This is a genomic window from Thalassotalea sp. Y01 (genome assembly GCF_012932945.1).
Lineage (GTDB): Bacteria > Pseudomonadota > Gammaproteobacteria > Enterobacterales > Alteromonadaceae > Thalassotalea_A.
This window is the reverse complement of sequence record NZ_JABBXG010000002.1, coordinates 310,167-336,422: the sequence shown is the minus strand read 5'-3', so window position 1 is coordinate 336,422 and position 26,256 is coordinate 310,167. Positions and strand designations below refer to the sequence as shown.

Below are 26,256 nucleotides of genomic sequence, written 5' to 3'. Positions count from 1 at the left end.
CATGTTGCAGCGGATCCTGTTAATTTTTATCGTTCTTGGGTTATTAGCAGCCGGTGGTATGTACGCTTATGTCGACGCTCAATTGCAAAAGCCGATTAATATTAGCCAACAAACCTTATACCAATTGAATAAAGGCAAGAGTTATCATCATTTGGTGAAGGATTTTAACGATAAAGGTTGGTTGACATCGACCTTAGCTTTTCGCGTCTATGCCAAGTTATATCCAGCAAAAACCAACGTAAAGTCAGGTAGTTATTTGCTTGAAGCTGACATGAATATGTTGGATATCATAGCCCTTATGAACAGTGGTAAGGAAGCCCAGTTTAAGCTGACGTTTGTTGAAGGAACAACGTTTAAGCAATGGTTACTGCAGTTAAGTGAGACGCCGTATATTAAACAAACCTTGCAGGATAAATCACAACAGCAAGTATTGTCGTTAATCACTGAGCAATACACTCACCCAGAAGGCTTGTTTTTTCCAGACACCTATCAATATACTGCTTCGATGAGTGATATTGATATTTTGCGTAATGCCCATCAACGCATGATGCAAGAATTAGACGCCAGCTGGCAGGGCAGAGCTAAAAAATTACCATATAAAAACGTCTATGAGGCGTTAATCATGGCCTCGCTAATAGAGAAAGAGACGGGTAAATTAAGCGAGCAACCATTGATTGCATCGGTGTTTATCTCGCGCTTAAATAAAGGTATGCGCTTACAAACGGATCCAACCATCATTTATGGCTTGGGCGATCGTTACACTGGCGACATCACCTATGCTAATATCCGTGAAAAGACCGCGTACAATACCTATCGCATTAATGGTTTGCCACCAACGCCAATAGCAATGCCAGGTAAATCGGCGATCGAAGCCAGCATGCATCCGGCGCAGAGTCAGTATTTGTATTTTGTTAGCAAGGGTAATGGCGAGCATTATTTTTCAAAAACCTTGCAAGAACATAATAAAGCGGTCGATAAATATATTAGAGGTAAATAACCTATCATGAGTCAGGGAAAGTTTATTGTTGTTGAAGGCATTGAAGGTGCCGGAAAATCATCTGCTATCGCCGTTATAGAAGACGTCTTAAAAGCAAAACACATCGAATACGTGAAGACTCGAGAGCCAGGCGGAACGCCATTGGCTGAAAAACTCAGAGCCCTTGTCAAAGAACCTAGTGATGAGACAGTTACCAAAGAATGTGAGTTACTGCTTATGTACGCCAGTCGTTCGCAGTTATTGGCGAACAAAATATTGCCTGCGTTAGCACAAGGTAAGTGGGTTATTGGTGATCGCCATGACTTATCTTCACGTGCCTATCAAGGAGGTGGCAGAGAATTTAATGATACCCTGATTGATACCATTGCCAATATTACGCTAGGGGATTTTAAACCCGATTTAACCTTATACCTAGATATTGAACCTGAGCTTGGTTTGCAGCGAGCACAAAATCGCGGCGAACTCGATCGTATCGAACAAGAAAAAATTGATTTTTTCCATCGTGTACGGAATAAGTATCTGCAATTAGCCACCTTAGATGACAACACCTTTATTGTTGATGCAAGTCAGTCGATGGATAAAGTACATCAAGATATTCGCCAAACATTGGAAAACCAATTGCCGTAACGGCAAGAATCAATATGAACGAGACCACAGCAGACATCGCAAGCCCTTGGCTTGAAAGCAATAAGCAGGATTTGATCAATAAATACCTACAAAAAATATTGCCTCATGCCTTGTTAATTCATGGCAGTTACGGTGCTGGGCAATTGCCTTTGGCTCATTGGCTTGGTAACAGTCTGCTTTGTGAAAATATTGAACAAACAAACGAACCCTGCGGTCAGTGTAAAACTTGCCAACTACTTAAAGCTCAATCGCATCCTGATTTTGTAGTTATTGATAATGATGACAAAACCATTGGTGTAGATTTGGTTCGTAAAGCCTGTCAGTTTCTAGAAAAAACCGCGCAGTTAGGTCGTAACAAAGTGGTGATGATCAGTCACTGTGAAAATATGACGGAATCCGCTGCCAATGCCTTGTTAAAGACGTTAGAAGAGCCAACCAATAATAGCTTCTTATTGTTGGTGTGCAATGACATAGAACAGTTACTACCGACCATAATTTCTCGTTGCAGTAAAGTCGCTATTACGCCACCCCAAGGGGAACAATTGGCGCAAGTCGCTGTGAATAAACAGGTGGTTCATCCATTTAGTACGATTGCTGAAATTGCGGAGTTAACCGATGAGGACGTCTACAACGACAAACGTCAGCTACTGCAAAGTTTGGCTCGGTTTATACATCAATTTGATAATGGCGTTGAATTAATAGAGCAAATTCAGGCATCCGTTCATGGTATTCGTTGGTTGCAGTTCGGTTTTGAGTCGATGTTTCGCTATCATAGCGGCTGGCAACAAGCGCTTGCTGACAACCCTCTATCTGAGACTGTCGATGGCCTAGATGCCGAGACGGTATTTGCCTGCCTTAACCTAACAATGCAAGCAAATAGACAATTAAAAACATTAACACAAGCCAATAAAACCTATACACTTGAGGTGTTGCTGGTGGAGCTTGAACAGACTATACGTAATGCCGCTTGATGCAACAGCGGATCGATCAAATAAGAATAACAAGGTAAATCATTGATGAATAATTTTGTGTTAGAATTTAAAAACGAGCGCGAGCTGTATATGGCGTATATGCCGTTTTTAAAGCAAGGTGGTTTATTTGTAAAAACACCTGAGCAATTTGAATTGGGTGATGAAATTCATTTAACCGTGACATTACCTGGTCAACTTGAATCGGTCGAATTAAATGGTTCGGTTTGTTGGATCACCCCACATGGCGCGCAAAATGGTACCGAGCCGGGTGTTGGTGTTGCATTCGTAAACGATGAAAATAACGTGCGTAGTCAAATTGAATCAAATTTAGGGCGAATGCTAAATTCGAAAGAGCCGACCTATACCATGTAATTTAACAAGGACTGTGTTGCAAAGGGGTTGGCCATTTGCACACAAGACCTTTAACCATTTAAATACTAAAAGGAGTTCAACGAACTCCTTTTTTGATGAGTCATTGGAGTAAAAGTGTATATTGATTCTCATTGTCACCTAGACCGTTTAGATTTAACGGATTTTGACAATCAGTTAGACAACGTTGTTGCCGCAGCTAAACAAGCGGGTGTTGAACAGATGCTATGTGTATCAGTAACGTTGGATGCCTTTCAAAGCATGGCGGACAAAACCGCGAAGTATGATAATGTGCAAATTTCTTGTGGTGTGCACCCACTTAATCAAGAAGACATGGTTGATGAAGCGAGATTAGAGCAGCTTGCTGATAATGAACGAGTGATTGCCATAGGCGAAACCGGTCTAGATTACTTTTACGCACCAGAAACGCAGGAAGTACAACGTGACGCATTTCGCAAACACATTCGCGTTGCACGCAAACTTAACAAGCCCATCATCATTCATACCCGAGATGCGGTAGAAGATACCTTGCAAATCATGCGTGAAGAGAAAGCGGATGAAGTGGGTGGTATTTTGCACTGTTTCACTGAGCGTTGGGACATGGCTGAGCAGGCCATTGCTATGGGCTTTTATATCTCGTTTTCTGGCATTGTGACCTTTAAAAATGCGGCAGCGTTGAGAGATGTTGCGAGCAAGGTACCTGATGACCGCTTTATGATTGAAACCGACTCACCGTATTTGGCACCAGTACCACATCGCGGCAAACAGAACCAGCCAGCTTATGTTGTTGAAGTGGCTAAAATGTTGGCGGATGTTCGTGCACAAAGTGTTGAAGAAATTGCCCAGCTTAGTTCTGATAATTACCGTTGTTTGTTTAAGCTCGCAACATAATATGGGTATTAAAGCCGATAAAGGTGGCACTGCCACCTTTTTTTATGTCAAAAAATTAACCGTACTACGCAAATAGTAAACGGTAACCGCCGGTTATACTTGCCGTCGGCACTTAGATAAGGTGTTGCTAAATGGTGATTTTCTTTAGGTAAAAAAAGGCCCAAAGCAATGAGGTGCTTCGGGCTCAGGGGAATGGCTCATAGGTTGAGCCTGCGCTAATAAATTCTGTATCTCATTTCGCTATTCAATTGCCTTAGTATTTACCTTGGAACCGAACCAGCAAAATGATGTAATTTCGTTTGCCTTGAATTTTAATTCTAGTACAAGGGTTGAGAAAAGCCAATATTTTTTATCCACACTAAACCCCTTTGTATACAAGGGGTTGCGGTGATGTTTGAAAAATAGTTAAAATTTTATCTAAAGTTTTTATACATGAAAATAACAGCTTATCCACAAGTTGCTATAGAGCATTTAACCTAATATTAACATTTACCTGTTGCTGATCAGGAGGTTATCAAGCTATCTAGGCTATGGTATGGTGAGAGAAACAAAAATAATTATCGTCGCCCATGCTAAATCTTATCTGGCTCTCATTTTTTCTGGTTGCTTTTGTCTGCGCCCTGTATCAATGGCTAGCATTAAATAATGCCTCTATCTTTGAGCAATTGTTAACCAGTATTATTGATATGTCGTCATTAACGGTCGAAATCGCAATAGGTTTAATTGGTATCTTGAGCTTTTGGTTAGGGATGATGCAAATCGCACAATCATCTGGGGTAATAGATAAAATTGCAAAAGCGATTTCTCCGTTATTTTCTCGTTTAATGCCAGATGTTCAGAAAAATCATCCCGCGTTTGGCTCCATCACCATGAACTTATCGGCAAACTTTTTAGGTCTAGATAATGCGGCAACGCCGTTAGGCTTAAAAGCGATGCAAGATCTGCAATCAATCAACCCGAAAAAAGATACTGCCTCAAATGCGCAAATATTATTTTTGGTGTTAAATACGTCATCTGTAACCTTGTTTCCTATCACTGTGTTTGTTTATCGAGCACAGCAGGGGGCAGCGGTGCCAACGGATGTGTTTTTACCGATTTTGTTAGCAACATTTGCATCAACCATAGCGGGCTTATTCGCGGTTTGCTGGGTACAAAAAATCAAATTGATGCAAGGTGTGGTGATGGCTTATTTAGGTGCCGCTTTTGCATTTTTCGCCTCGCTTATTGCCTATATGGCAACCTTGTCAGCAGAACAGTTGGCACAGCAGTCGTCTTTATTTGGTAATTTGTTAATCATCTCGGTGTTAGTGGCGTTTTTGATTATTGCGCATCGTAAAAACGTTCGAGTCTATGATGAATTTATCATTGGCGCGAAACAAGGTTTGCAGGTTTGTATCACCATACTTCCTTATTTGTTGGCGATGCTCTGTGCTATTGGCGTATTTAGAGCCAGTGGCGCATTAGATATCATTGTTGATTCGGTACGTACGTTAGTCGCCGTAATCGGTGGAGATATTCGTTTTGTCGATGCCTTACCAACGGCGGTAATGAAGCCATTAAGTGGATCCGGCGCTCGGGCAATGATGGTTGAGACCATGAATCATCACGGTGCAGATTCGTTTGCTGGTCGTCTAGCCTCTATCATGCAAGGTTCCACAGAAACAACGTTTTACGTGCTGGCGGTGTATTTTGGTAGTGTCGGTATTCGTTATACTCGCCATGCTATCGCCTGTGGCTTGATTGCAGATGTTGCAGGGATCAGTGCTGCCATTGCAGTGTGTTACTGGTTTTTTGGTTAATAGACTATGAAGTTATAGTCAGGCCAAGGCCATCGTTGTGTGGCATTGATAAGCCAATGAGATACATCGACTAATGCAGTGATCTGATTTACGTTGCTAAAAATGACAATGTTTAAAATCCAAGCAAAGCCACATAGAGCCCAAGGCAGGTAGAATTTTCCACGACGTCGATCTTCGATAAGCATAACCACGCATATTAAAATGGGGATGCAAAAGTGCTGGATACCACTTGGCAACCATAATGGCGTCGTCTCAGCTAGCCAATCTAACAAACGACTTAAGCCTGGGTTCAGAAACATTCCCCCTGTACAGCACATATAACGCATATGACGTTGCATATTCTTTCGGTAAATAATCGCAAGGCCATAGAGGATCGCAAAAACTGTCAGTTGAAAAAATCTAAACCACACCATAGCAGGTACCCAGTCAGGCATAGGAAAAGGGATTTTTGAGCTGATATCGGCAATAACCGTAAAACCTGAAATCACAATGATTGGTGCGAGAAACAACGAACTCATGCCCAACATTCTATGGAAACGATTATGTCTGTGATTGATTAACCAAGCTTGGCTAATCAATAAAAGCACTCAAATAAGCATGGCAAAGGCATGAAAATGTTGTGCAAAGGTGACGTCGTCAGATGTCATTTTAGAGAAGTCACTTCGCCCAAAAACTGCGACTTTAATGATCAGTAATAACACAAATCAATAGATAGCATTTTAATACAAGGTCTAACCCTTAGGGCAGGCGAGTGATATTGCCTGCATTGTATTAAATATAGCCTATACCGTTGAAATTTTTAGAAATTTTTAAATAATCATTGCAGTTTTTATTTAGATTACATAACCTAATCGCTGCTTTTTATTAGATGCCAAACACAATAATTATTATGGATCGTGCGATGAATAAATACCTACTGGTATTGGTGACATTTAGTCTATTTACTGCGCTTAGCGCTAATGCAAAAACGAGCATAGGCTACGACAGTGTTGAAAGTGCCTTAACAGCTTTGAAATCAAAGCAAGGCGCTCAATTTAGTCAACAGGGCGGCTGGACTATTGTTGCCGAGCAAGAAGACGGTGATTATGTTCTCTGGTCGTTTACGCCGACAGATCATGATGCACACCCAGCTGCGGTGAAACGCAAAATCGTCGAAAAAGATAAACAAATTCATATTGAAATGACCGCGCTGTGTCAAGCAAGTAAACCTCAATGTGATGCTCTGATAGAAGAGTTTAAACTGCTCAATGACAAAATTCGCCAAAGCATGAGTCAGCAGTAGGTAGCAGGGTAATGAGCAGTAATATTAGTAATATATTCGTCCCCTTGCTATCGGACAATGACGCGAACGCGTACATCAGCCAAATATGCGTGTCAGTAGGACAGCAGGTGTCTGCCAATCAAGTATTGTTTGAGATCAGAATTGGTAAGGTTAATCATGAAATCCGAGCTAGCCATGACGGCATCATCGCTGAAGTATTGTGTGCAAGCGGAGACAGAGTGAGACAAGAGCAACTTGTTATGGTACTTGATGCGGCCTATAGTCGCGTTGCAACGCAAGCCTATCAGCAATTGGCTCAGCCAACACAACAGCACGTATCGGTGCAATCAGAACTCAATCAAGATCTAAAACAATACGCACACCAAGGCGATGTCATAGAAAGTGACATCAGCTGTTTCTTGGTCAAGATGCAAGAGATGGTCATCAACGTTTCAAAGATGCTCTGTGCCGTTATCTTAGCGGGCATGACCTTAACTGTGATGTTTAATTGATACTGAATTTACTTTTTAAACGCCACGAATATCGCATCGTTTGATTAATATTTAGGCTCTAATTTTAAGTGAAGCATATTCATAATATAAGGATGTAAATTGAATACTTCTATAATAAAAAGCCTATCGTTTTGTCTTTTTGTCCTGTTTATTGGTGGTTGCTCGACGTTTCATGAGGTGAAGCCAAATGAACAAGGCTCCTTTGTCTCACTTGCAGAACAAGTAAAAGTTCGCGATTACGTCATCGTCAAAATGAAAGACGATTCACGCCATAAATTTAGAATTGAGCAAATTACTGACACTCAATTAGTTGGCAAAGATGTATCCGTTGAGATAGCGGATATTAAAGAGTTAACGATAAAAGAGGCTGAGGTGGCAAAAACATTGACCAACGTTGGCGTAACTTGGTTTATTGTTTCACTTATTGTTATAGCTTGCTGTTTTGTTCCTGGCGCAGGTTAAGTAAACGGGATACCACTTAGTGACGTAAATGCCATTTACCGTTATTTAGAAAACCTATTGGAAATGGCCGTTGTCGTTATATGACAATGGCCTTTTTAATTAGCATTAATTATTAGTACCAACGCCCATTTGGTATCACGAGCTGTTCATCAACTTCACGACCTCATTAAACCTTGGTTTTATTGGCTTCCATATAACGCATTGATTTGTACAAATGTATAAATACCCCTGTGTGTTTTTTGACATTTTTACGGGCTTTACTATTCTTAAATTAGAATAACAAAAACAAAAGGATATAACATGAGTCTAAGATTAGTCACCTTTTCTGTCAGCACTTTAGCGTTGGCGGTATCTTTACATGAAACAGCCATTTACCTTGGTGTTTGGTCGAATATCTACGTCGAAATTCTTGCGGCAATGTATATTGCATTTGTGATCACTAAATTACTTTGTAAAGTCGTGGATAGGCGTCGCATTGTGGCCAAACTGCGAGAAGTACATAAGCACTAGGATATAGGCGTAACAACGTCTCTGTTGCTTTAATCATATACAAACGTTTATCGACTGGCTTACGATAGCTTAATCGAGCGCTTATTCGATGTTTTGGTCGACAACTTATTCGCAATTTTTGTCGACACTTTGTACAAAATTGTAATCAATATTTAGTATCGAATAGTCAGTTTTTGCCATTATTCTGTGTTATTTTAATAACTCATTCAATTTTCCACCCCACTTAAATGTTTAATTCAAACGCTTGTATGTCGAACAATGTGTCGGCGAAAACCGCGTTAATATCGTAATTAACGGCTTTTGCGTCATAAATTGTCGACAATGTTGTGTTTTAGATATTGACAATATTTGAAATGGGCGTAATATCTGCAACTATCTTCTAAATTGTCGACAATTTTATGAATCTAGTAAATCCCGTACAAAAACAAGCGATTACCACAGCCGACAAAGTGTTTGAGTCATTACAACACGATATCGTTGAGGGGCGCATAGAACCGGGCAGTAAAATATCAGAGCCTGAATTGTCAAAACAATACCAAGTCAGTCGTTCTACTTTACGCGAAGCACTCAACCGCTTAGAAAAATGTCATCTTATCGAACGCAAAGCCAATGTTGGCTCGCGCGTGGTGGAATGTTCTGTTACGGGCTTGTTAGAAATATATCAAGTGCGTGAAGCGTTAGAGGGCATGGCTTGTCGCTTGGCGGCGCAAAACATGACCGATGAAGAAATTGAAGACCTGAAACGGGTATTGGCTGTACATGCGGATACCAAGGAGTTGCAAGATGGTGTCGCTTACTACCAAGAAGAAGGCGATTTAGATTTTCATTATCGGGTCATATTAGGTAGTCATAACGCTCAACTGATCACCATATTATGCAGTGAGTTATACCATTTAGTGCGCATGTATCGTTGTCAGTTTGGTATGAATAGCCCGCGAGCCACACGTGCCTTTGATGAACATCGCCATATTTTGACCGCCATTGCTGAACGTGATGGTGAGTTAGCCGAAATATTGATGCGCCGCCATATTGCCGCATCAAGAAAGAACATAGAAAAGAAATTAGAAAAGGAATATTAATATGACAGTAAGAATGTCCCCAGGCGCCAAATTTCGTTCCGCCTTAGAAGCGAATAAACCATTACAAATCGTTGGTACGATTAACGCCTATTCCGCAATGATGGCTGAACAATTAGGTCACCAAGCGATTTACCTTTCTGGTGGCGGTGTTGCCAATGCATCTTACGGTTTACCAGATTTGGGCATGACTTCTTTGAACGATGTTGTTGCTGATGTGCAGCGCATTACATCGGCATCATCATTGCCATTAATGGTTGATATCGATACCGGTTGGGGTGGTGCGTTTAATATCGCCAAAACCATTCGCGATATGGAAAAGGCCGGCGCAGCGGCGGTTCACCTTGAAGATCAAGTGGCACAAAAGCGTTGTGGTCACCGTCCAAACAAAGAAATTGTGTCGACAGCTGAAATGGTCGATCGAATCAAAGCCGCCGTTGATGCACGCATCGACGACGATTTCTTCATTATGGCGCGCACCGACTCATTTGCGCAAGAAGGTCTTGATGCCGCCATCGAACGTGCAAAAGCCTACGTAGCTGCCGGTGCTGACGGTATTTTCGCCGAAGCAATTCAAACCGAAGAACATTATCGTGCATTCTCAGAGGCACTTGATGTACCGATTCTTGCCAACATCACTGAATTTGGTAAAACCGAACTTTGGAATCGCGAGCAATTAGGTGAATGGGGATGTGCCATGGTGCTTTATCCTCTATCGGCATTTCGTGCAATGAACAAAGCAGCAGAGCTTGTTTACAAAACTATCTTAGCCGACGGCGATCAAAAAGCCGTTATTGATAACATGCAAACTCGCATGGAGTTATACGATTATCTTGGCTATCACGACTACGAGCAAAAGCTTGATTCGTTGTTTGCTGAAGGCAAAAACAAATAAAACGCCGATTCGCGGATGCGGATATAAAATTCAGCCTGGCGCAGTAGTGTCGGGCACCCAAAATACAACAAGAATTAATCTATAACAGGAAGATTATTATGGTGGACAAGAAATTAGGTGGTGCAGGCCTACGTGGTCAAAGTGCCGGTGAAACAAAACTATGTACAGTCGGTAAATCAGGTACTGGCCTAACGTATTGTGGTTACGATGTTTCAGACCTAGCTGAAAATGCGACATTTGAAGAAGTTGCTTACTTATTATTCAATGGTGAGCTACCAAATCAGGCGCAACTTGACGCATACAAAGCCGAATTGGCACAAATGCGTGATTTACCTCAAGCATTAAAAGAAGTCTTACAGCACATTCCTGCAACGGCGCATCCTATGGATGTTATGCGTACCGGTGCTTCTTTCCTTGGTAACATCGAACCTGAAGAAGACTTTAGCCAACAGCATCGTGCTGCAAACCGTCTGCTTGCGGCGTTCCCAGCGATCATGACCTATTGGTACCGTTATTCTCATGATGGTGTTGAAATTGATTGTGTCACCGATGAAGCGTCTATTGGTGGCCATTTCTTAAAATTACTGACCGGTAAAACACCGTCGGACTTGCATCGTCGAGTGATCGATGTTTCTCTGATTTTGTATGCTGAGCACGAATTCAATGCCTCTACCTTTACCGCACGCGTTTGTGCTTCAACGTTATCGGATATGTTCTCATGCATCACCGGCGCTATCGGTTCTTTACGCGGTCCTTTGCACGGTGGTGCGAACGAAGCGGCGATGGAAATGATTCAAAAATTTGAATCGCCAGAAGATGCCAAAGCACAAATGGCTGGCATGCTTGAGCGCAAAGAAAAAATCATGGGGTTTGGTCACGCTGTTTACCGCACATCTGACCCGCGCAATACCATCATTAAAGCCTGGTCAGAAAAATTGGCTCAGGAGTTTGGTGACAGTTCACTGTATGACATTTCTGTCGCATGTGAAGAGTTTATGTGGGATAGCAAAAAGTTATTCTGTAATGCTGACTTTTTCCATGCCTCGGCATACCATTTTATGGGCATCCCGACCAAATTGTTCACACCAATTTTTGTGTGTTCACGATTAACCGGTTGGGCAGCGCATGTTATGGAACAACGTGACAACAACCGTATTATTCGCCCAAGTGCTGATTACATTGGCGCCGAGCCGCGCACTGTTGCACCAATCGCCGAGCGATAAAAGTATGTGCTGCTAACATAGGGCAGCACGCAGCAATTTATAGGGGAGATCGACGATTTCCCCTTTACTCATCTATTCATGGATATTGATATGAATTACCAATACCGCAAACCGTTAGCGAACGCGAACATCGATTTTTTCGACACTCGTGAAGCCGTTGAAGCACTGCAACCTGGCAGTTATGATACCTTGCCATACACTTCAAAAGTACTGGCTGAACAGTTGGTTCGTAAATGTGACCCAAATACTTTAAACGATTGCTTATTACAGATTATTGAACGTAAACGTAATCTCGACTTTCCTTGGTATCCAGCGCGTGTCGTTTGTCATGATATTTTAGGGCAAACCGCGTTAGTTGACCTAGCTGGTCTGCGCGATGCCATTGCCGATAAAGGCGGTGATCCGGCAAAAGTAAACCCGGTTGTACCAACACAGCTTATTGTCGACCATTCATTGGCTGTTGAAGCACCAGGCTTTGATCCGCAAGCATTTGATAAAAACCGTGCCATTGAAGATCGTCGTAACGAGGACCGTTTCCATTTTATTGAGTGGACGAAAACGGCATTTGAAAATGTCGATGTGATCCCAGCGGGTAACGGCATCATGCATCAAATCAACTTAGAGAAAATGTCACCGGTTATTCAGGCACGCGATGGTGTAGCTTACCCTGATACGTGTGTTGGTACCGACTCGCACACACCACATGTTGATGCCTTGGGTGTTATCGCCATCGGTGTTGGCGGTTTAGAAGCGGAAACCGTCATGTTAGGTCGTCCATCGATGATGCGTTTACCGGACATTGTCGGCGTTAAATTGGTCGGACATCGTAACCCAGGTATAACGGCGACCGATATCGTTTTGGCGATTACCGAGTTCTTACGTCAACAACGTGTTGTATCAAGCTATCTTGAGTTTTTCGGTGACGGTGCGCGTCAATTGACCATTGGTGACAGAGCAACCATATCAAACATGACACCAGAATTTGGTGCGTCAGCAGGTATGTTCTACATTGATGAGCAAACCATTGATTACTTAAAACTAACCGGCCGCGACTCAGAGCAAGTAGCCTTAGTTGAAAACTACGCCAAAGCCACGGGTTTGTGGGCCGACGGTATGCAAAACGCTGAATATGAACGTGTGTTGGAATTTGATTTATCGACGGTTGTTCGTAACATGGCTGGTCCATCGAACCCGCATCGTCGTCTGCCTACATCAGCGCTAGCTGAGCGTGAAATTGCCGGCGAATGGCAAGAGCCTGATTTACAAAATTGGCAGGGCAATATGCCTGATGGTGCGTGTATTATTGCTGCCATCACCAGTTGTACTAATACCTCAAACCCACGTAACGTCATTGCCGCAGCGCTTGTTGCCAAACGTGCAAATGAACTGGGGCTAGTGCGCAAACCATGGGTGAAAACATCGTTCGCACCGGGTTCAAAAGTCATTAAGTTGTACCTTGAAGAAGCAGGTCTATTACCTGAACTTGAAAAACTTGGTTTTGGTATTGTCGGTTACGCCTGTACAACCTGTAATGGTATGTCTGGTGCTCTAGACCCGACAATTCAACAAGAAGTGATCGAGCGCGATTTATATTCGACCGCTGTACTATCGGGTAATCGTAACTTTGATGGTCGTATTCACCCTTACGCAAAACAAGCGTTTTTGGCGTCTCCACCTTTGGTTGTCGCCTATGCTATCGCCGGTACGGTGCGTTTTGATATTGAAAAAGACGTATTGGGTAAAGACGATAACGGCAAGGATATTGTCTTGAAAGACCTGTGGCCATCGGATGAAGAGATTGACGCGATTGTTCGTGCTTGTGTTAAACCTGAGCAGTTCAAAAAAGTATATCAACCAATGTTTGAAATTCGCAATGTCGACAGTGCGGAAAGCCCACTATACGACTGGCGTGAGATGAGCACGTATATTCGTCGTCCGCCATATTGGGAAGGAGCATTGGCCGGTGAGCGCAGCATGAAAGACATGCGTCCATTAGCGGTTTTAGGTGACAACATCACCACAGATCACTTGTCACCGTCGAACGCTATTTTGGCGTCAAGCGCAGCTGGCGAGTACTTGGCTAAAATGGGCTTACCTGAAGAAGACTTTAACTCGTACGCCACGCACCGGGGTGATCACTTAACTGCTCAGCGCGCAACGTTTGCTAATCCAAAACTGCTTAATGAAATGGTGCGTGATGAAAATGGCGAAATTATGCAAGGCTCTTATGCTCGTATCGAGCCAGAAGGACAGCAAAGTCGTATGTGGGAAGCGATCGAAACCTATATGCAACGCAATCAACCTTTGATCATTATTGCTGGTGCTGATTACGGTCAGGGTTCTTCACGAGATTGGGCTGCCAAAGGGGTTCGTCTTGCTGGCGTACAAACCATCGTTGCTGAAGGTTTTGAACGTATTCACCGCACCAATTTGGTCGGTATGGGTGTATTGCCATTAGAGTTTACCGCGGGTGATACTCGTAACACCTATAATATTGACGGTAGTGAAACTTTTGATGTCATCGGCACACCAGCGCCTGGTGCACCAATGCACGTTGTAATGACTCGCCAAAATGGTGAAACGGTAGAAATCGCGGTTAAGTGTCGTTTGGATACGGCGGAAGAAGTGTCTGTATACAGCGCAGGCGGGGTTCTGCAAAAATTTGCCCAAGACTTCTTAGAATCTAACGCCTAGACGTTTATTTTCTTTGCGAGCTGTGTTGGAAATGCTCACCTAGAATACTAGGCTGCGTATTTCCGTCTTGCTCCCAGTAAAAACTAATTCGTCTATCCGCCAAATTCATTTAAACAATAAGATGATTAGGTAGTAGGGTAACTCACCCTCTATTTATTAATATAGGAGAGAGCGATGGCTCATGTTCCTCAAGTAAAAATACCAGCAACCTATATGCGCGGTGGTACCTCAAAAGGGGTGTTTTTCAACCTTACCGACTTGCCTAAACGTTGTCAGGTTGCGGGTGCTGCGCGCGACAACATGCTTTTGCGCGTAATTGGCAGCCCAGATCCTTACGGTAAGCAAACCGATGGTATGGGTGGGGCTACGTCTAGTACCAGCAAAACCGTTATCTTGGCGAAAAGTGAAAAGGCTGATCATGATGTCGATTACTTGTTCGGCCAGGTGTCGATTGATAAAGCGTTTGTTGATTGGTCGGGAAATTGCGGTAACTTAACCGCAGCGGTTGGTAGCTTTGCGATTTACTCGGGTTTAGTCGATGCCGATCGTGTGCCAGAAAATGGTGTTGCGACAGTACGTATTTGGCAAGCCAATATCAACAAAACCATCATTGCTAAAGTACCAATGGTAAATGGCGAAGTGCAAGAAACTGGGGATTTTGAATTAGATGGCGTCACCTTTCCTGCCGCTGAAATACCGGTGGAGTTTGTTGCCCCTGTCGATCCAAATGAAGCCATGTTCCCAACCGGTAATATTGTTGATGAATTGCATGTACCAGGCGTTGGCACCTTTCAAGCAACAATGATCACCGCGGGGATCCCAACCATCTTCCTTAATGCTGAAGAATTAGGTTTTAGCGGCAGTGAACTGCAAGATGATATCAACAACAGTGATGAAATCCTCAACCGTTTTGAAACCATCCGTGCTTATGGTGCGATTAAGATGGGATTGATTAATGACGTTGCACAAGCAGCATCACGCCAACACACACCAAAAGTTGCCTTTGTCGCACCGGCAAAAGCCTATACCGCCTCAAGTGGTAAAAACGTTAGCGTAAATGATATCGACTTAAATGTTCGCGCCTTGTCTATGGGCAAATTGCACCACGCCATGATGGGCACGGCTGCTGTTGCTATCGGCACCGCAGGAGCAATTCCTGGCACGCTAGTGAATATTGCCGCAGGTGGTGGTGAACGTCAGTTTGTCACCTTTGGTCACCCATCGGGCACGTTAAAGGTCGGCGCACAAGCAAGTTGTGTCGATGATCGCTGGCAAGTCGATAAAGCCATCATGAGTCGCAGTGCACGTATTTTGATGGAAGGCTGGGTTCGTATACCAGGTGATTGTTTTTAAAATGTTTTAAAAGAGCTTGGCGCTTGCTAAACTCTACAATAATGCTAAACAAGTGAAAGGGTTGGCTAAGGCTAGCCCTTTTTATTATTCAAATCTTTGCTAAGGTCTTATAGCATAGAGCAACTTAATTAACGGCCCATGACCACAATAAATAACGTTTTCACATCTTTGCCCGAACATCAAAACAAAGAAATCATAGAAATCCTTCTAGAAATGGGGCCTAGCAACACGGGTCACAATCAACTTAAGATCGAACGAATTATTTCAAATGGCGAATGTTCTGCCGATGGATATTGGTATCAGCAGCAACAAGATGAGTGGGTTATTGTGCTAAATGGCCACGGCGTGCTGGAGTTTGAATCTGGTGAAACCGTCACTTTAGGTAAAGGCGATTATTGTTTCATTAAATCTGGCTTAAAACACCGAGTCGCGAAAACCAGTCAAACTGAAACCACTTTGTGGTTAGCTGTACATTATTTTTCAGACAATAACAGCGCAGCGAAGCAATCGTCACACCATTGTCATATTGAGTCCATATCATTGGAGCAGGCGGCACATTTACTTAGCAATATTCCGGAACTTGCCGCTGAGCCAAAAATTGATGCGGAGTATTTACGCAATCGCATTGGTAACGAATCTTTCTTAGCCCTAGCAGCTTATGTCGACGAGCAACCGGTTGCGGTAAAAGTAGGTTATCAGCTTAATCAAAATGTGTTTTACAGTTGGTTGGGCGGCGTAGACCCTGAATATCGTCAATTGGGGTTGGCGCAAAGTTTACTGAGTTATCAAGAGACGTGGGTCGAGCAACAAGGCTATAAACAATTACGAGTCAAATCGATGAACATATACCCGATGATGATGCAGTTCCTATTGAAAAATGGCTATAAAATAAGTGGCTATCAGGGGAACTCTGGATTAGATGACGCGAAAATAATGTTCCATAAATCGTTTCAATAATGGAGTCTAGTTTGAAATTTAACACCATCTATAAACAACTATTGGCCATGGCGTTGTTGTTTAGCAGCGCTTTAAGTGCAACCGAGTTGGTTGTTCCTGACACCTTCAGTGTGCTGCGCGTCAATGGGGAAGAGCATTCGACGTCGTTTTTTGCAAGAGAATCCAAAGTCACGCTTGAGCCAGGGCAAAACGTGGTTGTGTTAAAATATTCAGAGTTATTTGATGACGATATGGAAGATCATCACACCACGATTCGTTCAAAGCCGTTTATTTTATTGTTTTCGATTGCCGGTGACGAACAGCTCACCTTCAGTTACACAAAGCCAGTCGATAGCGACAGCGCTAAATTATTTGCCAAAGATCCGCAAGTGCAATTAATCGACAGCCAAGGCAAAGCCATTGCGATGGTAAACCAATCATTGGCAAGTTATGAAGATGAGGTGATGAGAGAAACCATGAATCGTCGCCAACAAATCGTCAAAAAGTCTTTGCAAAGTGAGCAAGCGCCAGTAGCCAACCAATCGCCGCAATCCTTGTCTATGCTTAAATATTGGTGGCATCAAGCCAGCCAACAAGACAAAGAGGCATTTTTGCAATACTTAGAAGAGCAGGAGTAATACATGAAATATCTACATCTAAGCCTATTCGCCTTAGTGTGCCTTATGTCCAATGTTGCGCACGCGAATGAGTATCAAAAACATGGATTAGAAGTGACGGGCAAAGGCGCCATCTTAATTGATCCTGATGTGTTTACATTTTCCATTACTATTGCCGACCGTGCTGTTAGCGCCGAACAATCAAAACAAGTTGTCGATGAAAAATCACAAGACATCTTAGCCGTAGCTAAGTCTTTAGGTGTGAAAGATGACAACATTGAAACCGCACAAATGTTGATTCGTCCAATTTTTGATCACTCATCACAAAATCAAGACAGTTTATATCAACCAGCGCTTATTGAAGTGTCGCGTAAATTAACGTTTATTCTCAATGACTTTGCTCACTATGATCCGTTAATGGAGCGCGCCATCGTGATTGGTGTGAAGCATATCTCTGGATTGAATTATCAAACCGAAAAAGCAGACATGTATTACCGCCAAGCTATGGATATCGCCATTGAAGATGCCAAAGCCAAAGCACAACAATTGGCGAAACAACTTAATGTTAAAGTCGGCAAGGTAACCTATATGGCTGAGATACCGGTTAATGCACCACGGGTGTTACGAGTAAATGATGACGCTGAAACAAGCAGAGCGGTTGCATTAACGTCGACCCCAGGAAGACGTGAAATTGCTGCGCAAGTGGTCATCAACTTCTCAATTAAATAGCTCAGCCAGCCTCTGGCACTTACTTTTCCGTAAAAAAATGCAATAAAGCCTTTAATTTCGGAGCTTTAACAGGTATGTTATGCCAGTTTTATAATCGTATAATCCGAATTAAATGACACCCATGGAAAAAACACAATTTTATCGCACTCTGTTGGCTCAAGTTGACGCCATTATTGGTGACGAGACCGATGTAACAGCCAACATGGCCAATATCAGCGCTATTTTGTTTAACAGTCTTGAAAACGTTAACTGGGCTGGCTTCTATCGAATGGTTGACGGCCAATTAGTACTTGGTCCGTTCCAAGGGCAGGTCGCTTGCATTCGCATTGACATTGGTCGTGGCGTATGTGGCACCGCTGTGTCAGAAGGTACGTTGCAATTGGTCACTGATGTGCACCAGTTTAGCGGTCATATTGCCTGTGACGCGGCGAGCAATTCGGAAATCGTTATTCCTGTGTTTAACGATGGCAAGGTTATAGGCGTGCTGGATATCGACAGCACTGAATACGGTAATTTTGATGAACAGGACGCGATTGGATTACAAGCGATAGTTGATCGTTTTCAGCTATCTTTGAATTAATCCATCACCTTTAACCGAGTTGGCGTATAATTAATGAAAGAATTTGTTGTAATACATGATTTTCTTGTCTCTGAAGAAGTCGTTGGTGACTGGGATGGCGAGGAAGAGTGTGTTACAGAAAACCTGAACGAGATTTATCACACCCTATATCAACTGGCTGAAGACGATATCGAACCAACTGAATTGACTCAGTTGCTTGATTTGGTGTGGGAACATTGGATTGGTCAGCCCGCGCTGGCCGAAATCGAACATGAAGATATTTATGACTGGTGCCGCCATGTGCTGGAAAACCGTGAGCAATATCTCGAACAACAATTTTAATTATTTGAAGTAATCGAATTATGGAAACTAAACGTATCACCAGTAAAGAAGTGATTGCCTATTTGGCTGAAAAATTCCCAGCCTGTTTTTCCTTAGAAGGACAAGCGAAACCGTTAAAGGTGGGTATTTTTCAAGATTTGGCTGAAGCACTAAACGGCGACGAGAAAGTGAGCAAAACACAGCTTCGTCAAGCTTTACGCCATTACACCTCAAGCTGGCGCTATCTTAAGTCTGTTAAGGCCGGAACTCACCGTATAGACCTTACCGGAGCGGAGATCGCAGAGATAGATCAAGAGCAAGCTGATTACGCTGCAAAGACGCTAAAAGAGAGCCAAGAAAAGTTTTCTAACAAAAAAACACAAGACAAAAAAGAAAATTCGTCTTATAAAGGAACTAAACAGGGCGACAAACGCTCTGATGAGAAAGCGAAAAAGTTTAAGGTTGGTAAGGCGAAGAAGTCCTCTGCGAAACCAAAACCTGCTGTTAAATTAACCCAAGCTGACGCCTCTGCGTTGTCAGTAGGCGCCAGTGTTATGGTGCAATTTGGGAATTCACCAATAGCTGCTACTATTACAGAAGTAGCGGGTAAAGATGTTTCCGTTCAACTTGTTTCAGGCATGATCGTTAAAACGCAAGCCGACAAAATCTTTACCAAGTAAAATCACCGGAGTTGTTATATGCAAAAAATCTGTCGATTAGCCCTTGCCATTTCATTGTCTGTCACCTCATTAGCATCCTTTGCCGAAACTAAGGTTGTCACCGCTCAGGATTTACCTGTGCTCACTCAAGAAGTCCAGCACAAGAAAGCAAGCCAGCGAATATCGGCAACTTTTGCACGTCAACACTACAAAAAATTTCAATTTGATGATGAATTGTCATCGGAAGTGTTTGACCATTATGTTAAAAATCTAGATTTTTCGCGTAATATCTTCCTTCAATCTGATATCGATGGTTTCGAAAAATATCGCAACTCTTTTGACGATATGGTGACCTCAGGCAAATTGAATCCTGCGTTTGATATTTACAACTTAAATGTGCAACGCCGCTTTGAGCGTTACGAGTACGCTCTTTCATTGCTCGACAAAGAATTTGATTTTTCGGTTAAGGAAGAATACCAGTTTGATCGTGAAGACATGCCTTATGTCACATCACGTGAAGAACTTGACGAGTTGTGGCGCAAACGTGTTAAGTATGACGCATTAAATCTGAAACTTGCCGGCAAGAAGTGGGAAGAAATTCAAACAGTTCTTGGCAAACGTTATCGTTATGCAATGAAACGTCTCAGTCAAGGTGAGTCAGAAGACGTGTTCCAAGTGGTGATGAATTCATTTTCTCGTACCGTTGAACCTCATACCTCGTACTTATCACCGCGTAATGCAGAACGTTTCCAGATGGAAATGAATTTAAAGCTCGAAGGTATCGGTGCGGTATTGCGTCTTGAAGATGACTTTACGGTTATCCAAAGCGTTGTCACCGGTGGACCTGCCGACAAGTCGAAAAAGCTTAAAGCAAAAGATAAAATCATTGGTGTTGCGCAAGACGACGAAGAATTAGTTGATGTCGTTGGCTGGCGTTTAGATGATGTTGTCGATTTAATCAAAGGACCAAAAGGTACGACGGTTCGCTTGCAAGTTGAAAAGGGCGAAGACGACCCTGTTATTGAAGTGATTTCAATTGTGCGCGATACCATCAAGCTCGAAGATCGTGCAGCAAAATCTGAAGTTTACGAAGAAAATGACAAGAAGCTTGGAGTGATTACCATTCCAAGTTTCTATAACAAGCTGTCTCGTGACGTCGCCAAAGAAATCGCCAAGCTAAAAGAAGATAGTGTCCAAGGTATTATCGTTGATTTGCGTGGCAATGGTGGTGGCTCTCTAGTTGAAGCAACCTTGTTGACCGGTTTGTTCATTGATAAAGGACCTGTGGTACAGGTTCGTGACGGTGCTAACCGTGTGGAAGTGAACAAAGACACCGATGGTATCAGTTACTACGATGGTCCATTAACGGTAATGGTCGATCGTTACAGTGCGTCAGCGTCAGAAATTTTTGCCGCAGCACTACAAGATTATGGTCGCGCGGTGATTATTGGTGAAAACACTTTTGGTAAAGGTACCGTGCAACAGCATCGTGGCTTAGGTCGTGTCTATGATTTGTACGACAATCCATTAGGCTCGATTCAATTTACCATTGCTAAGTTCTACCGCATCAATGGTGGTAGTACCCAGCATAAAGGCGTAACACCAGATATTCAATTCCCATCGGCAATTGACCCAGGTGATTGGGGTGAAAGTCGTGAAGACAATGCTTTACCTTGGGATAAGATTGACAGAGCGTCTTATTCTCAGATGAATGATTTCAGTAAAGACATTACCTACCTAGATTCGTTGTATCAAGAGCGTATAAAAGGCAACGATGAGTTTAAATATTTAAACGAAGACATCGCCTACTACCGCGAAAACAAGGATAAGAAGTCGGTATCCTTAAATTTCGATGAGCGCAAAGCTGAACGTGAAGAAAACAAAACCAAACGTTTAACACGTGCCAACCTTCGCTTGAAAGCGATGGGTAAGGAACAAGTTGCCTCAGTGGATGATATTCCTGAAGATCTTGATGAATTGGATCCGTTTTTAGATGAGGCGGCCAACATTACTTTCGATTTAGTCGAAGTTGGTCGTTTAGCAAAACAGTAGCAACACTCGATACTTTAGTATGACAAAGCCGCATGTTAGCGGCTTTTTTATTGCAATTTTTGTCAACATTGGTAGCGATTTGGTGGTGGTGATTATTTTGCCTTATGTCGAGCGTCTGCATAAAATTATATTAATTTGTAATCAGAGCGCATATGTATTCGCGATTACTGAATAGATTTTTTATACTGCCGCACATTCACAGGAGTTGTAGAGCGTCAATATAACCCTAGGTTGTAAATAATAGCTTGATTTTGCTTTCAATCGTAATACACTCGTAACACTTTTTTAACAGAGCAGCGACGCAATACAATGAGCATTTTTAAATGCCTAACAATAATGTCGCTACGATAAATAAGGTATTAGTTCAGATGTCTAATAGCAGTACCATCAAACAACCAAGTTTACTTGATGCGTTGATCCCGGTATTCGTAATGATCGGCTTGCTTGCCGCAGCGGTGATGTATTTCGGTGACAATTCTTCTTATGGGCCAAACCAAATTGGTCTTCTTATGGCAACAGGTGTTGCTATCATCATCGGTTTTAAAAATGGCCATAACTGGGTCAGTATTGAAAAAGCCATCATTAATGGTATTTCAATCTCACTAGGCGCGGTTTTGATCCTGTTAGCGGTTGGTTCACTAATTGGTACGTGGCTATTAGCGGGTACTGTCCCAACTTTGATTTATTACGGCCTTAATGTACTAGACCCATCTTGGTTTTATGCGGCAACGTGTATTATCTGTGGCTTGGTATCAATGTCTATTGGTAGTTCGTGGACCACCGCGGCCACCGTCGGTGTTGCCTTACTAGCGGTTGCAGGTGGTTTAGAGCTGTCTGCTCCAATCACCGCTGGTGCCATCATCTCTGGCGCTTATTTCGGTGATAAGATATCGCCATTGTCGGAAACCACTAATCTAGCCCCCGCGGTTGCCGGTTCGGAATTATTTACCCACATTCGCTACATGCTATGGACGACATTACCGTCTATTGCCACGGCGTTGGTGCTGTTCATTATTTTAGGTTTGAATGAAGACGTCAGCCAAACAACGGACAATGCAATGCAGCTAAACACGTTGTTGCAAGAGAATTTCGACATCGGTGTGTTTAACCTGATCCCTTTGGTTATTTTATTGGCACTGGCTATTAAAAAAGTGCCGGCGTTTATTGCCGTATCCCTTGGCGCAATTGCCGGTGCCGTTTGGGCAGTGTTGTTTCAGCAAGATTTCATTATGTCATTAGCCGGTGAAGATGTTGATGCCATTACCGCTAATGTTACTATTGTTTGGACCGCGTTCTTTGACGGTGTGTCGGTAAACTCAGGTAATGCAAATCTTGATGACTTGCTTAGCCGTGGTGGTATGTCTGGTATGTTAAATACCGTATGGTTGATTATTTGTGCATTAACCTTTGGTGCGGTTCTTGAGCATCTTGGTTTATTGCGTCGCATGATGAACGCTATCTTAAGTGGCATTAAATCGGTTGGCGGTTTGATTTCTAGTACAGTAGGCACTTGCATTGCGACTAACTTTGTTACCGCTGACCAATATATGGCGATTGTCATGCCGGGTCGTATGTACAAAGAAGAATATGAGCGTCGTGGATTAGATCCTGTGGTCTTATCTCGTACTCTTGAAGATTCAGGTACCTTGACCTCGCCACTTATTCCATGGAATAGCTGTGGTGCCTATATGCACGGTGTATTAGCGGTTAATCCACTGGAATACGCGTTCTACTGTTTCTTTAACTTGATTAACCCTGTGCTGGCGGTTGTTTATGGCTTTATAGGTTTTAAAATCAGAAAATTGGCCAAAGCGGTTACCGCTTAATTGGCAACGAGCTAGCGTTTTAATGAATCAAAAAAGCCCGCACTAGCGGGCTTTTTTATGGTCATACGGTTTTCAAGTTGCAATACCTGTAACCGCAGGTAGAATCTAAACATCATTAAAAACAAAGAAGCCGTTATGAGCGAATTTACTCCCCGTTATCTGAAAGATTATCAAGCACCGCTTTTTACTATCTCTACCGTTGACTTGTTAATCGATTTATCCGATCACCACAGCAAGGTCACTAACACCATGGCGATCAGTCGCCAAGGTAACCATAGCGAGCCATTGCAACTCGATGGTGAGCATATGTCTTTGCTATCGGTATCCATTAATGGCGCGCCTTTAGCTGATAGTTGTTATCAGGTGAGCGACAATGGCCTGCAAATCACTACCACAGAACAGGCTTTCGAGCTGACCTTGGTGACCGAGATTAATCCCAAAGACAACACCGCCTTAGAAGGGATATATAAATCCGGTGAAGTTTTTTGCAGTCAATGTGAAGCCGAAGGTTTTCGTCGCATTACCTATTATCTTGACCGCCCTGACGTACTTGCAACCTTTACCACCAAAATTGTTGCTGATAAAACACAGTATCCGTATTTATTAGCCAATGGTAATAAGGTCGATAGTGGCGATTTAGCCCAGGGACAACACTTTGTAACTTGGCATGACCCGTTTCCAAAACCATGTTACTTATTTGCCTTGGTCGCAGGCGACTTTGACGTATTGCAAGACAGTTACGTGACGCACTCTGGGCGCGATGTCGCGCTTGAGTTATTTGTCGATAAAGGCAATTTAGGTCGAGCTGAACACGCGATGCAAAGCTTGAAAAAGTCGATGCAGTGGGATGAACAAGTGTTCGATTTAGAATACGACCTTGATATCTACATGATCGTCGCTGTCGACTTCTTCAACATGGGGGCGATGGAAAACAAAGGCCTTAATGTGTTTAATTCGAAGTTTGTATTGGCCGATGACACCAGTGCCACAGACGACGATTTCTTTAATGTTGAAGCCGTGATTGCCCATGAATATTTCCATAACTGGACCGGTAATCGAGTAACCTGTCGCGATTGGTTTCAGTTAAGCCTTAAAGAGGGCTTAACGGTATTTCGTGATCAGCAGTTTAGTGCCGATATGCATTCGCCGGCGGTAAACCGTATTAAAAACGTACGCCTATTGCGCTCGCATCAATTTGCCGAAGACGCAGGGCCAATGGCGCATCCTATTCGTCCCGAAAAAGTGGTCGAGATGAATAACTTTTATACCTTAACGGTTTATGAAAAGGGCTCAGAAGTGATTCGTATGATGCATACCATTTTAGGTGCCGAAGGTTTTAAAAAAGGTATGCAGCTTTACTTTCAGCGTCATGATGGTCAAGCCGTTACTTGTGACGACTTTGTTGCCGCAATGAGTGATGCCAGCGGCGTTGATTTAAGCTTATTTAAACGTTGGTATTCGCAATCAGGCACGCCGCAATTGCATGTCCTAGATAAGTACAATGCGGATAGTAAAACCTACCAGTTAACGATTAAGCAAAGTCATCTGCAAAATGACGATGACCAAGCAAAACTGGATTTACATATCCCAATCAATGTTGAACTTTTGGCTGATGGTGACGTGGTTGCTAAACAATTATTGCAACTTACCCAAGCGCAACAAACATTTACCTTTACGGGTATCGAGCAACACCCGGTGCCAGCATTGCTTGGTAATTTTTCCGCGCCGGTAAAATGCGAGTTTCCCTATAGTGAACAAGATTTATTGCACATCATGGTTGGTGCAGATGATGCATTCAATCGTTGGGATGCGGGGCAACAACTATTTGCGGCGCACATTAAGCAAATGTTAAACGAGCCGTCGCATCAGTTACCGCAAAACGTTGTAGACGCCGTGGCCAGTATTTTAACCGCAGACGGCGACAATGCGCTTAAGGCTGAACAGCTGACCATTCCGGACTTCGAACAAATGGCTGATGCCATGCCATTTATCGACCCACAGCAATTGGTCAAAGCGTTGCAACGTTTAAAAGCCAATTTGGCGAGGGAATTATCCGAGCTATTTCTACATACATACCACAACTTGTGCCGAGACGAATTTAGTAAAGATGGCCTAGCGATTGCCGATCGTGCGCTTAAAAACGTTTGTCTCAGTTATCTGGCGTTAACCGCGCATGGCGAAGACTGCAGTCAACAACAGTTTGCGACGGCAACCAATATGACCGATGAAATGGCCGCGTTGAAAGTTGCTTGTCAGCATTCACTTGCCAATAAAGTTTCGATGCTCGATGCATTTGAACAAAAATGGCAAGACAATACGCTGGTGATGGATAAGTGGTTTATGGTGCAAGGTCAGCAAGATTGTGATGATGTACTCGAAATGGTGCAATCGTTAATGAGCCACCCGAAGTTCAGCCTTGAAAACCCAAACAGAGCTCGAGCCTTAATCGGTGGCTTTGCCAACTTTAATAGTAAGCATTTTCATCGCCAAGACGGTAGGGGATATCAATTCTTAGCGGATCAGGTGATTGCGTTAAATGATATTAATCCGCAAGTGGCGTCTCGCTTGATCACACCTTTGATTCAGTACAAGTCGTTTGCTAAACAACATCAACAAATGATGATTGAACAACTGCAGCGCATTGCAGCAATTGATAACTTGAGTCGAGATCTACAAGAAAAAGTCATTGCCGCATTAAAATAATTTGTTCACTAATTAAACAAACAAAATGTTATTAACAAAAAGAGAGAACATATTTTCTATTTTCTCTCTTTTTTTGTTAACAATCTTATTACCTTTAGAGTTAATACTTTAAACGCTGGTCTGACCATTGACCTGTTTGGCTTTGCGCAATATGGGTTTCACACCTATGATTTAAGCGTGTTCATTAATTTGTACAAGTTTTAAACGCTTGTTT

General features: G+C 42.9%; 25 protein-coding genes. 24 read left to right on the top strand and 1 reads right to left on the bottom strand.

Annotated features, from left to right (window positions below):
* Window position 1: 1 nt before the first annotated feature.
* From mltG to HII16_RS04315, 6 genes are all read left to right on the top strand, one after another.
* A complete protein-coding gene (gene mltG, locus HII16_RS04340; protein WP_169127797.1) occupies window positions 2-997 on the top strand; it encodes an endolytic transglycosylase MltG in 996 nt (331 codons plus the stop codon).
* A gap of 6 nt (window positions 998-1,003) precedes the next feature.
* Entirely contained in the window at window positions 1,004-1,624 is a 621-nt protein-coding gene (gene tmk / locus HII16_RS04335; RefSeq protein WP_135440077.1) for a dTMP kinase, read from the top strand.
* A gap of 14 nt (window positions 1,625-1,638) precedes the next feature.
* Entirely contained in the window at window positions 1,639-2,595 is a 957-nt protein-coding gene (gene holB, locus HII16_RS04330; protein WP_169127795.1) for a DNA polymerase III subunit delta', read from the top strand.
* 45 nt (window positions 2,596-2,640) lie between these two features.
* Window positions 2,641-2,967 carry a PilZ domain-containing protein gene (locus HII16_RS04325; RefSeq protein ID WP_169127793.1) on the top strand — a complete coding sequence of 109 codons (327 nt, stop codon included), beginning with the start codon at window positions 2,641-2,643 and terminating at the stop codon, window positions 2,965-2,967.
* A 114-nt stretch (window positions 2,968-3,081) separates the two neighbouring features.
* Complete coding sequence (locus HII16_RS04320) at window positions 3,082-3,855, top strand: YchF/TatD family DNA exonuclease (protein WP_169127792.1); 774 nt, start codon at window positions 3,082-3,084, stop codon at window positions 3,853-3,855.
* Window positions 3,856-4,424: 569 nt separating this feature from the next.
* Window positions 4,425-5,654 carry a spore maturation protein gene (locus tag HII16_RS04315; RefSeq protein ID WP_169127791.1) on the top strand — a complete coding sequence of 410 codons (1,230 nt, stop codon included), beginning with the start codon at window positions 4,425-4,427 and terminating at the stop codon, window positions 5,652-5,654.
* Here HII16_RS04315 and HII16_RS04310 read toward each other — a convergent pair.
* Complete coding sequence (locus HII16_RS04310; RefSeq protein ID WP_169127790.1) at window positions 5,651-6,172, bottom strand: hypothetical protein; 522 nt, start codon at window positions 6,170-6,172, stop codon at window positions 5,651-5,653. The genes HII16_RS04315 and HII16_RS04310 overlap by 4 nt on opposite strands.
* Window positions 6,173-6,555: 383 nt before the next feature.
* On the opposite strand from HII16_RS04310, the gene HII16_RS04305 reads away from it, so the two are divergent.
* From HII16_RS04305 to pepN, 18 genes are all read left to right on the top strand, one after another.
* Window positions 6,556-6,936: a molecular chaperone DnaJ gene (locus HII16_RS04305; protein ID WP_169127789.1), complete on the top strand. Its 381-nt coding sequence runs from the start codon at window positions 6,556-6,558 to the stop codon at window positions 6,934-6,936.
* A gap of 11 nt (window positions 6,937-6,947) precedes the next feature.
* On the top strand, window positions 6,948-7,427 hold the full coding sequence (locus tag HII16_RS04300) for an acetyl-CoA carboxylase biotin carboxyl carrier protein subunit (RefSeq protein ID WP_169127788.1): 480 nt from the start codon (window positions 6,948-6,950) through the stop codon (window positions 7,425-7,427).
* Between the two features lie 99 nt (window positions 7,428-7,526).
* Window positions 7,527-7,889, top strand: coding sequence for a hypothetical protein (locus HII16_RS04295; protein WP_169127787.1), 363 nt, complete (start codon window positions 7,527-7,529; stop codon window positions 7,887-7,889).
* A 300-nt stretch (window positions 7,890-8,189) separates the two neighbouring features.
* Entirely contained in the window at window positions 8,190-8,399 is a 210-nt protein-coding gene (locus HII16_RS04290) for a hypothetical protein (protein ID WP_169127786.1), read from the top strand.
* Between the two features lie 398 nt (window positions 8,400-8,797).
* Complete coding sequence (locus HII16_RS04285) at window positions 8,798-9,478, top strand: GntR family transcriptional regulator (RefSeq protein WP_169127785.1); 681 nt, start codon at window positions 8,798-8,800, stop codon at window positions 9,476-9,478.
* 13 nt (window positions 9,479-9,491) lie between these two features.
* Complete coding sequence (gene prpB / locus HII16_RS04280; protein WP_169127996.1) at window positions 9,492-10,370, top strand: methylisocitrate lyase; 879 nt, start codon at window positions 9,492-9,494, stop codon at window positions 10,368-10,370.
* 98 nt (window positions 10,371-10,468) lie between these two features.
* Window positions 10,469-11,593 carry a 2-methylcitrate synthase gene (prpC, locus tag HII16_RS04275; RefSeq protein WP_169127783.1) on the top strand — a complete coding sequence of 375 codons (1,125 nt, stop codon included), beginning with the start codon at window positions 10,469-10,471 and terminating at the stop codon, window positions 11,591-11,593.
* Between the two features lie 78 nt (window positions 11,594-11,671).
* The gene (acnD, locus tag HII16_RS04270) at window positions 11,672-14,287 is read left to right on the top strand and encodes a Fe/S-dependent 2-methylisocitrate dehydratase AcnD (protein ID WP_211183391.1); all 2,616 of its coding nucleotides are present in this window, start codon (window positions 11,672-11,674) and stop codon (window positions 14,285-14,287) included.
* A 174-nt stretch (window positions 14,288-14,461) separates the two neighbouring features.
* Entirely contained in the window at window positions 14,462-15,640 is a 1,179-nt protein-coding gene (prpF, locus tag HII16_RS04265) for a 2-methylaconitate cis-trans isomerase PrpF (protein WP_169127779.1), read from the top strand.
* A 138-nt stretch (window positions 15,641-15,778) separates the two neighbouring features.
* Window positions 15,779-16,597 (top strand): GNAT family N-acetyltransferase, encoded by an 819-nt coding sequence (locus HII16_RS04260; protein WP_169127777.1) that lies wholly within the window; start codon window positions 15,779-15,781, stop codon window positions 16,595-16,597.
* An 11-nt stretch (window positions 16,598-16,608) separates the two neighbouring features.
* Entirely contained in the window at window positions 16,609-17,214 is a 606-nt protein-coding gene (locus HII16_RS04255; RefSeq protein WP_169127775.1) for a DUF2057 domain-containing protein, read from the top strand.
* Window positions 17,215-17,217: 3 nt separating this feature from the next.
* A complete protein-coding gene (locus tag HII16_RS04250) occupies window positions 17,218-17,922 on the top strand; it encodes an SIMPL domain-containing protein (protein WP_169127773.1) in 705 nt (234 codons plus the stop codon).
* A gap of 121 nt (window positions 17,923-18,043) precedes the next feature.
* Entirely contained in the window at window positions 18,044-18,502 is a 459-nt protein-coding gene (locus HII16_RS04245; protein WP_169127771.1) for a GAF domain-containing protein, read from the top strand.
* A 33-nt stretch (window positions 18,503-18,535) separates the two neighbouring features.
* Window positions 18,536-18,823 carry a hypothetical protein gene (locus tag HII16_RS04240; protein ID WP_169127769.1) on the top strand — a complete coding sequence of 96 codons (288 nt, stop codon included), beginning with the start codon at window positions 18,536-18,538 and terminating at the stop codon, window positions 18,821-18,823.
* 17 nt (window positions 18,824-18,840) lie between these two features.
* Window positions 18,841-19,482 carry an RNA chaperone ProQ gene (gene proQ / locus HII16_RS04235; protein WP_348981388.1) on the top strand — a complete coding sequence of 214 codons (642 nt, stop codon included), beginning with the start codon at window positions 18,841-18,843 and terminating at the stop codon, window positions 19,480-19,482.
* Window positions 19,483-19,500: 18 nt separating this feature from the next.
* A complete protein-coding gene (gene prc / locus HII16_RS04230) occupies window positions 19,501-21,513 on the top strand; it encodes a carboxy terminal-processing peptidase (RefSeq protein WP_169127765.1) in 2,013 nt (670 codons plus the stop codon).
* Between the two features lie 368 nt (window positions 21,514-21,881).
* A complete protein-coding gene (gene nhaC, locus HII16_RS04225; RefSeq protein WP_135440097.1) occupies window positions 21,882-23,339 on the top strand; it encodes a Na+/H+ antiporter NhaC in 1,458 nt (485 codons plus the stop codon).
* Window positions 23,340-23,474: 135 nt separating this feature from the next.
* Window positions 23,475-26,042: an aminopeptidase N gene (gene pepN / locus HII16_RS04220; protein WP_169127763.1), complete on the top strand. Its 2,568-nt coding sequence runs from the start codon at window positions 23,475-23,477 to the stop codon at window positions 26,040-26,042.
* Window positions 26,043-26,256 lie beyond the last annotated feature (214 nt).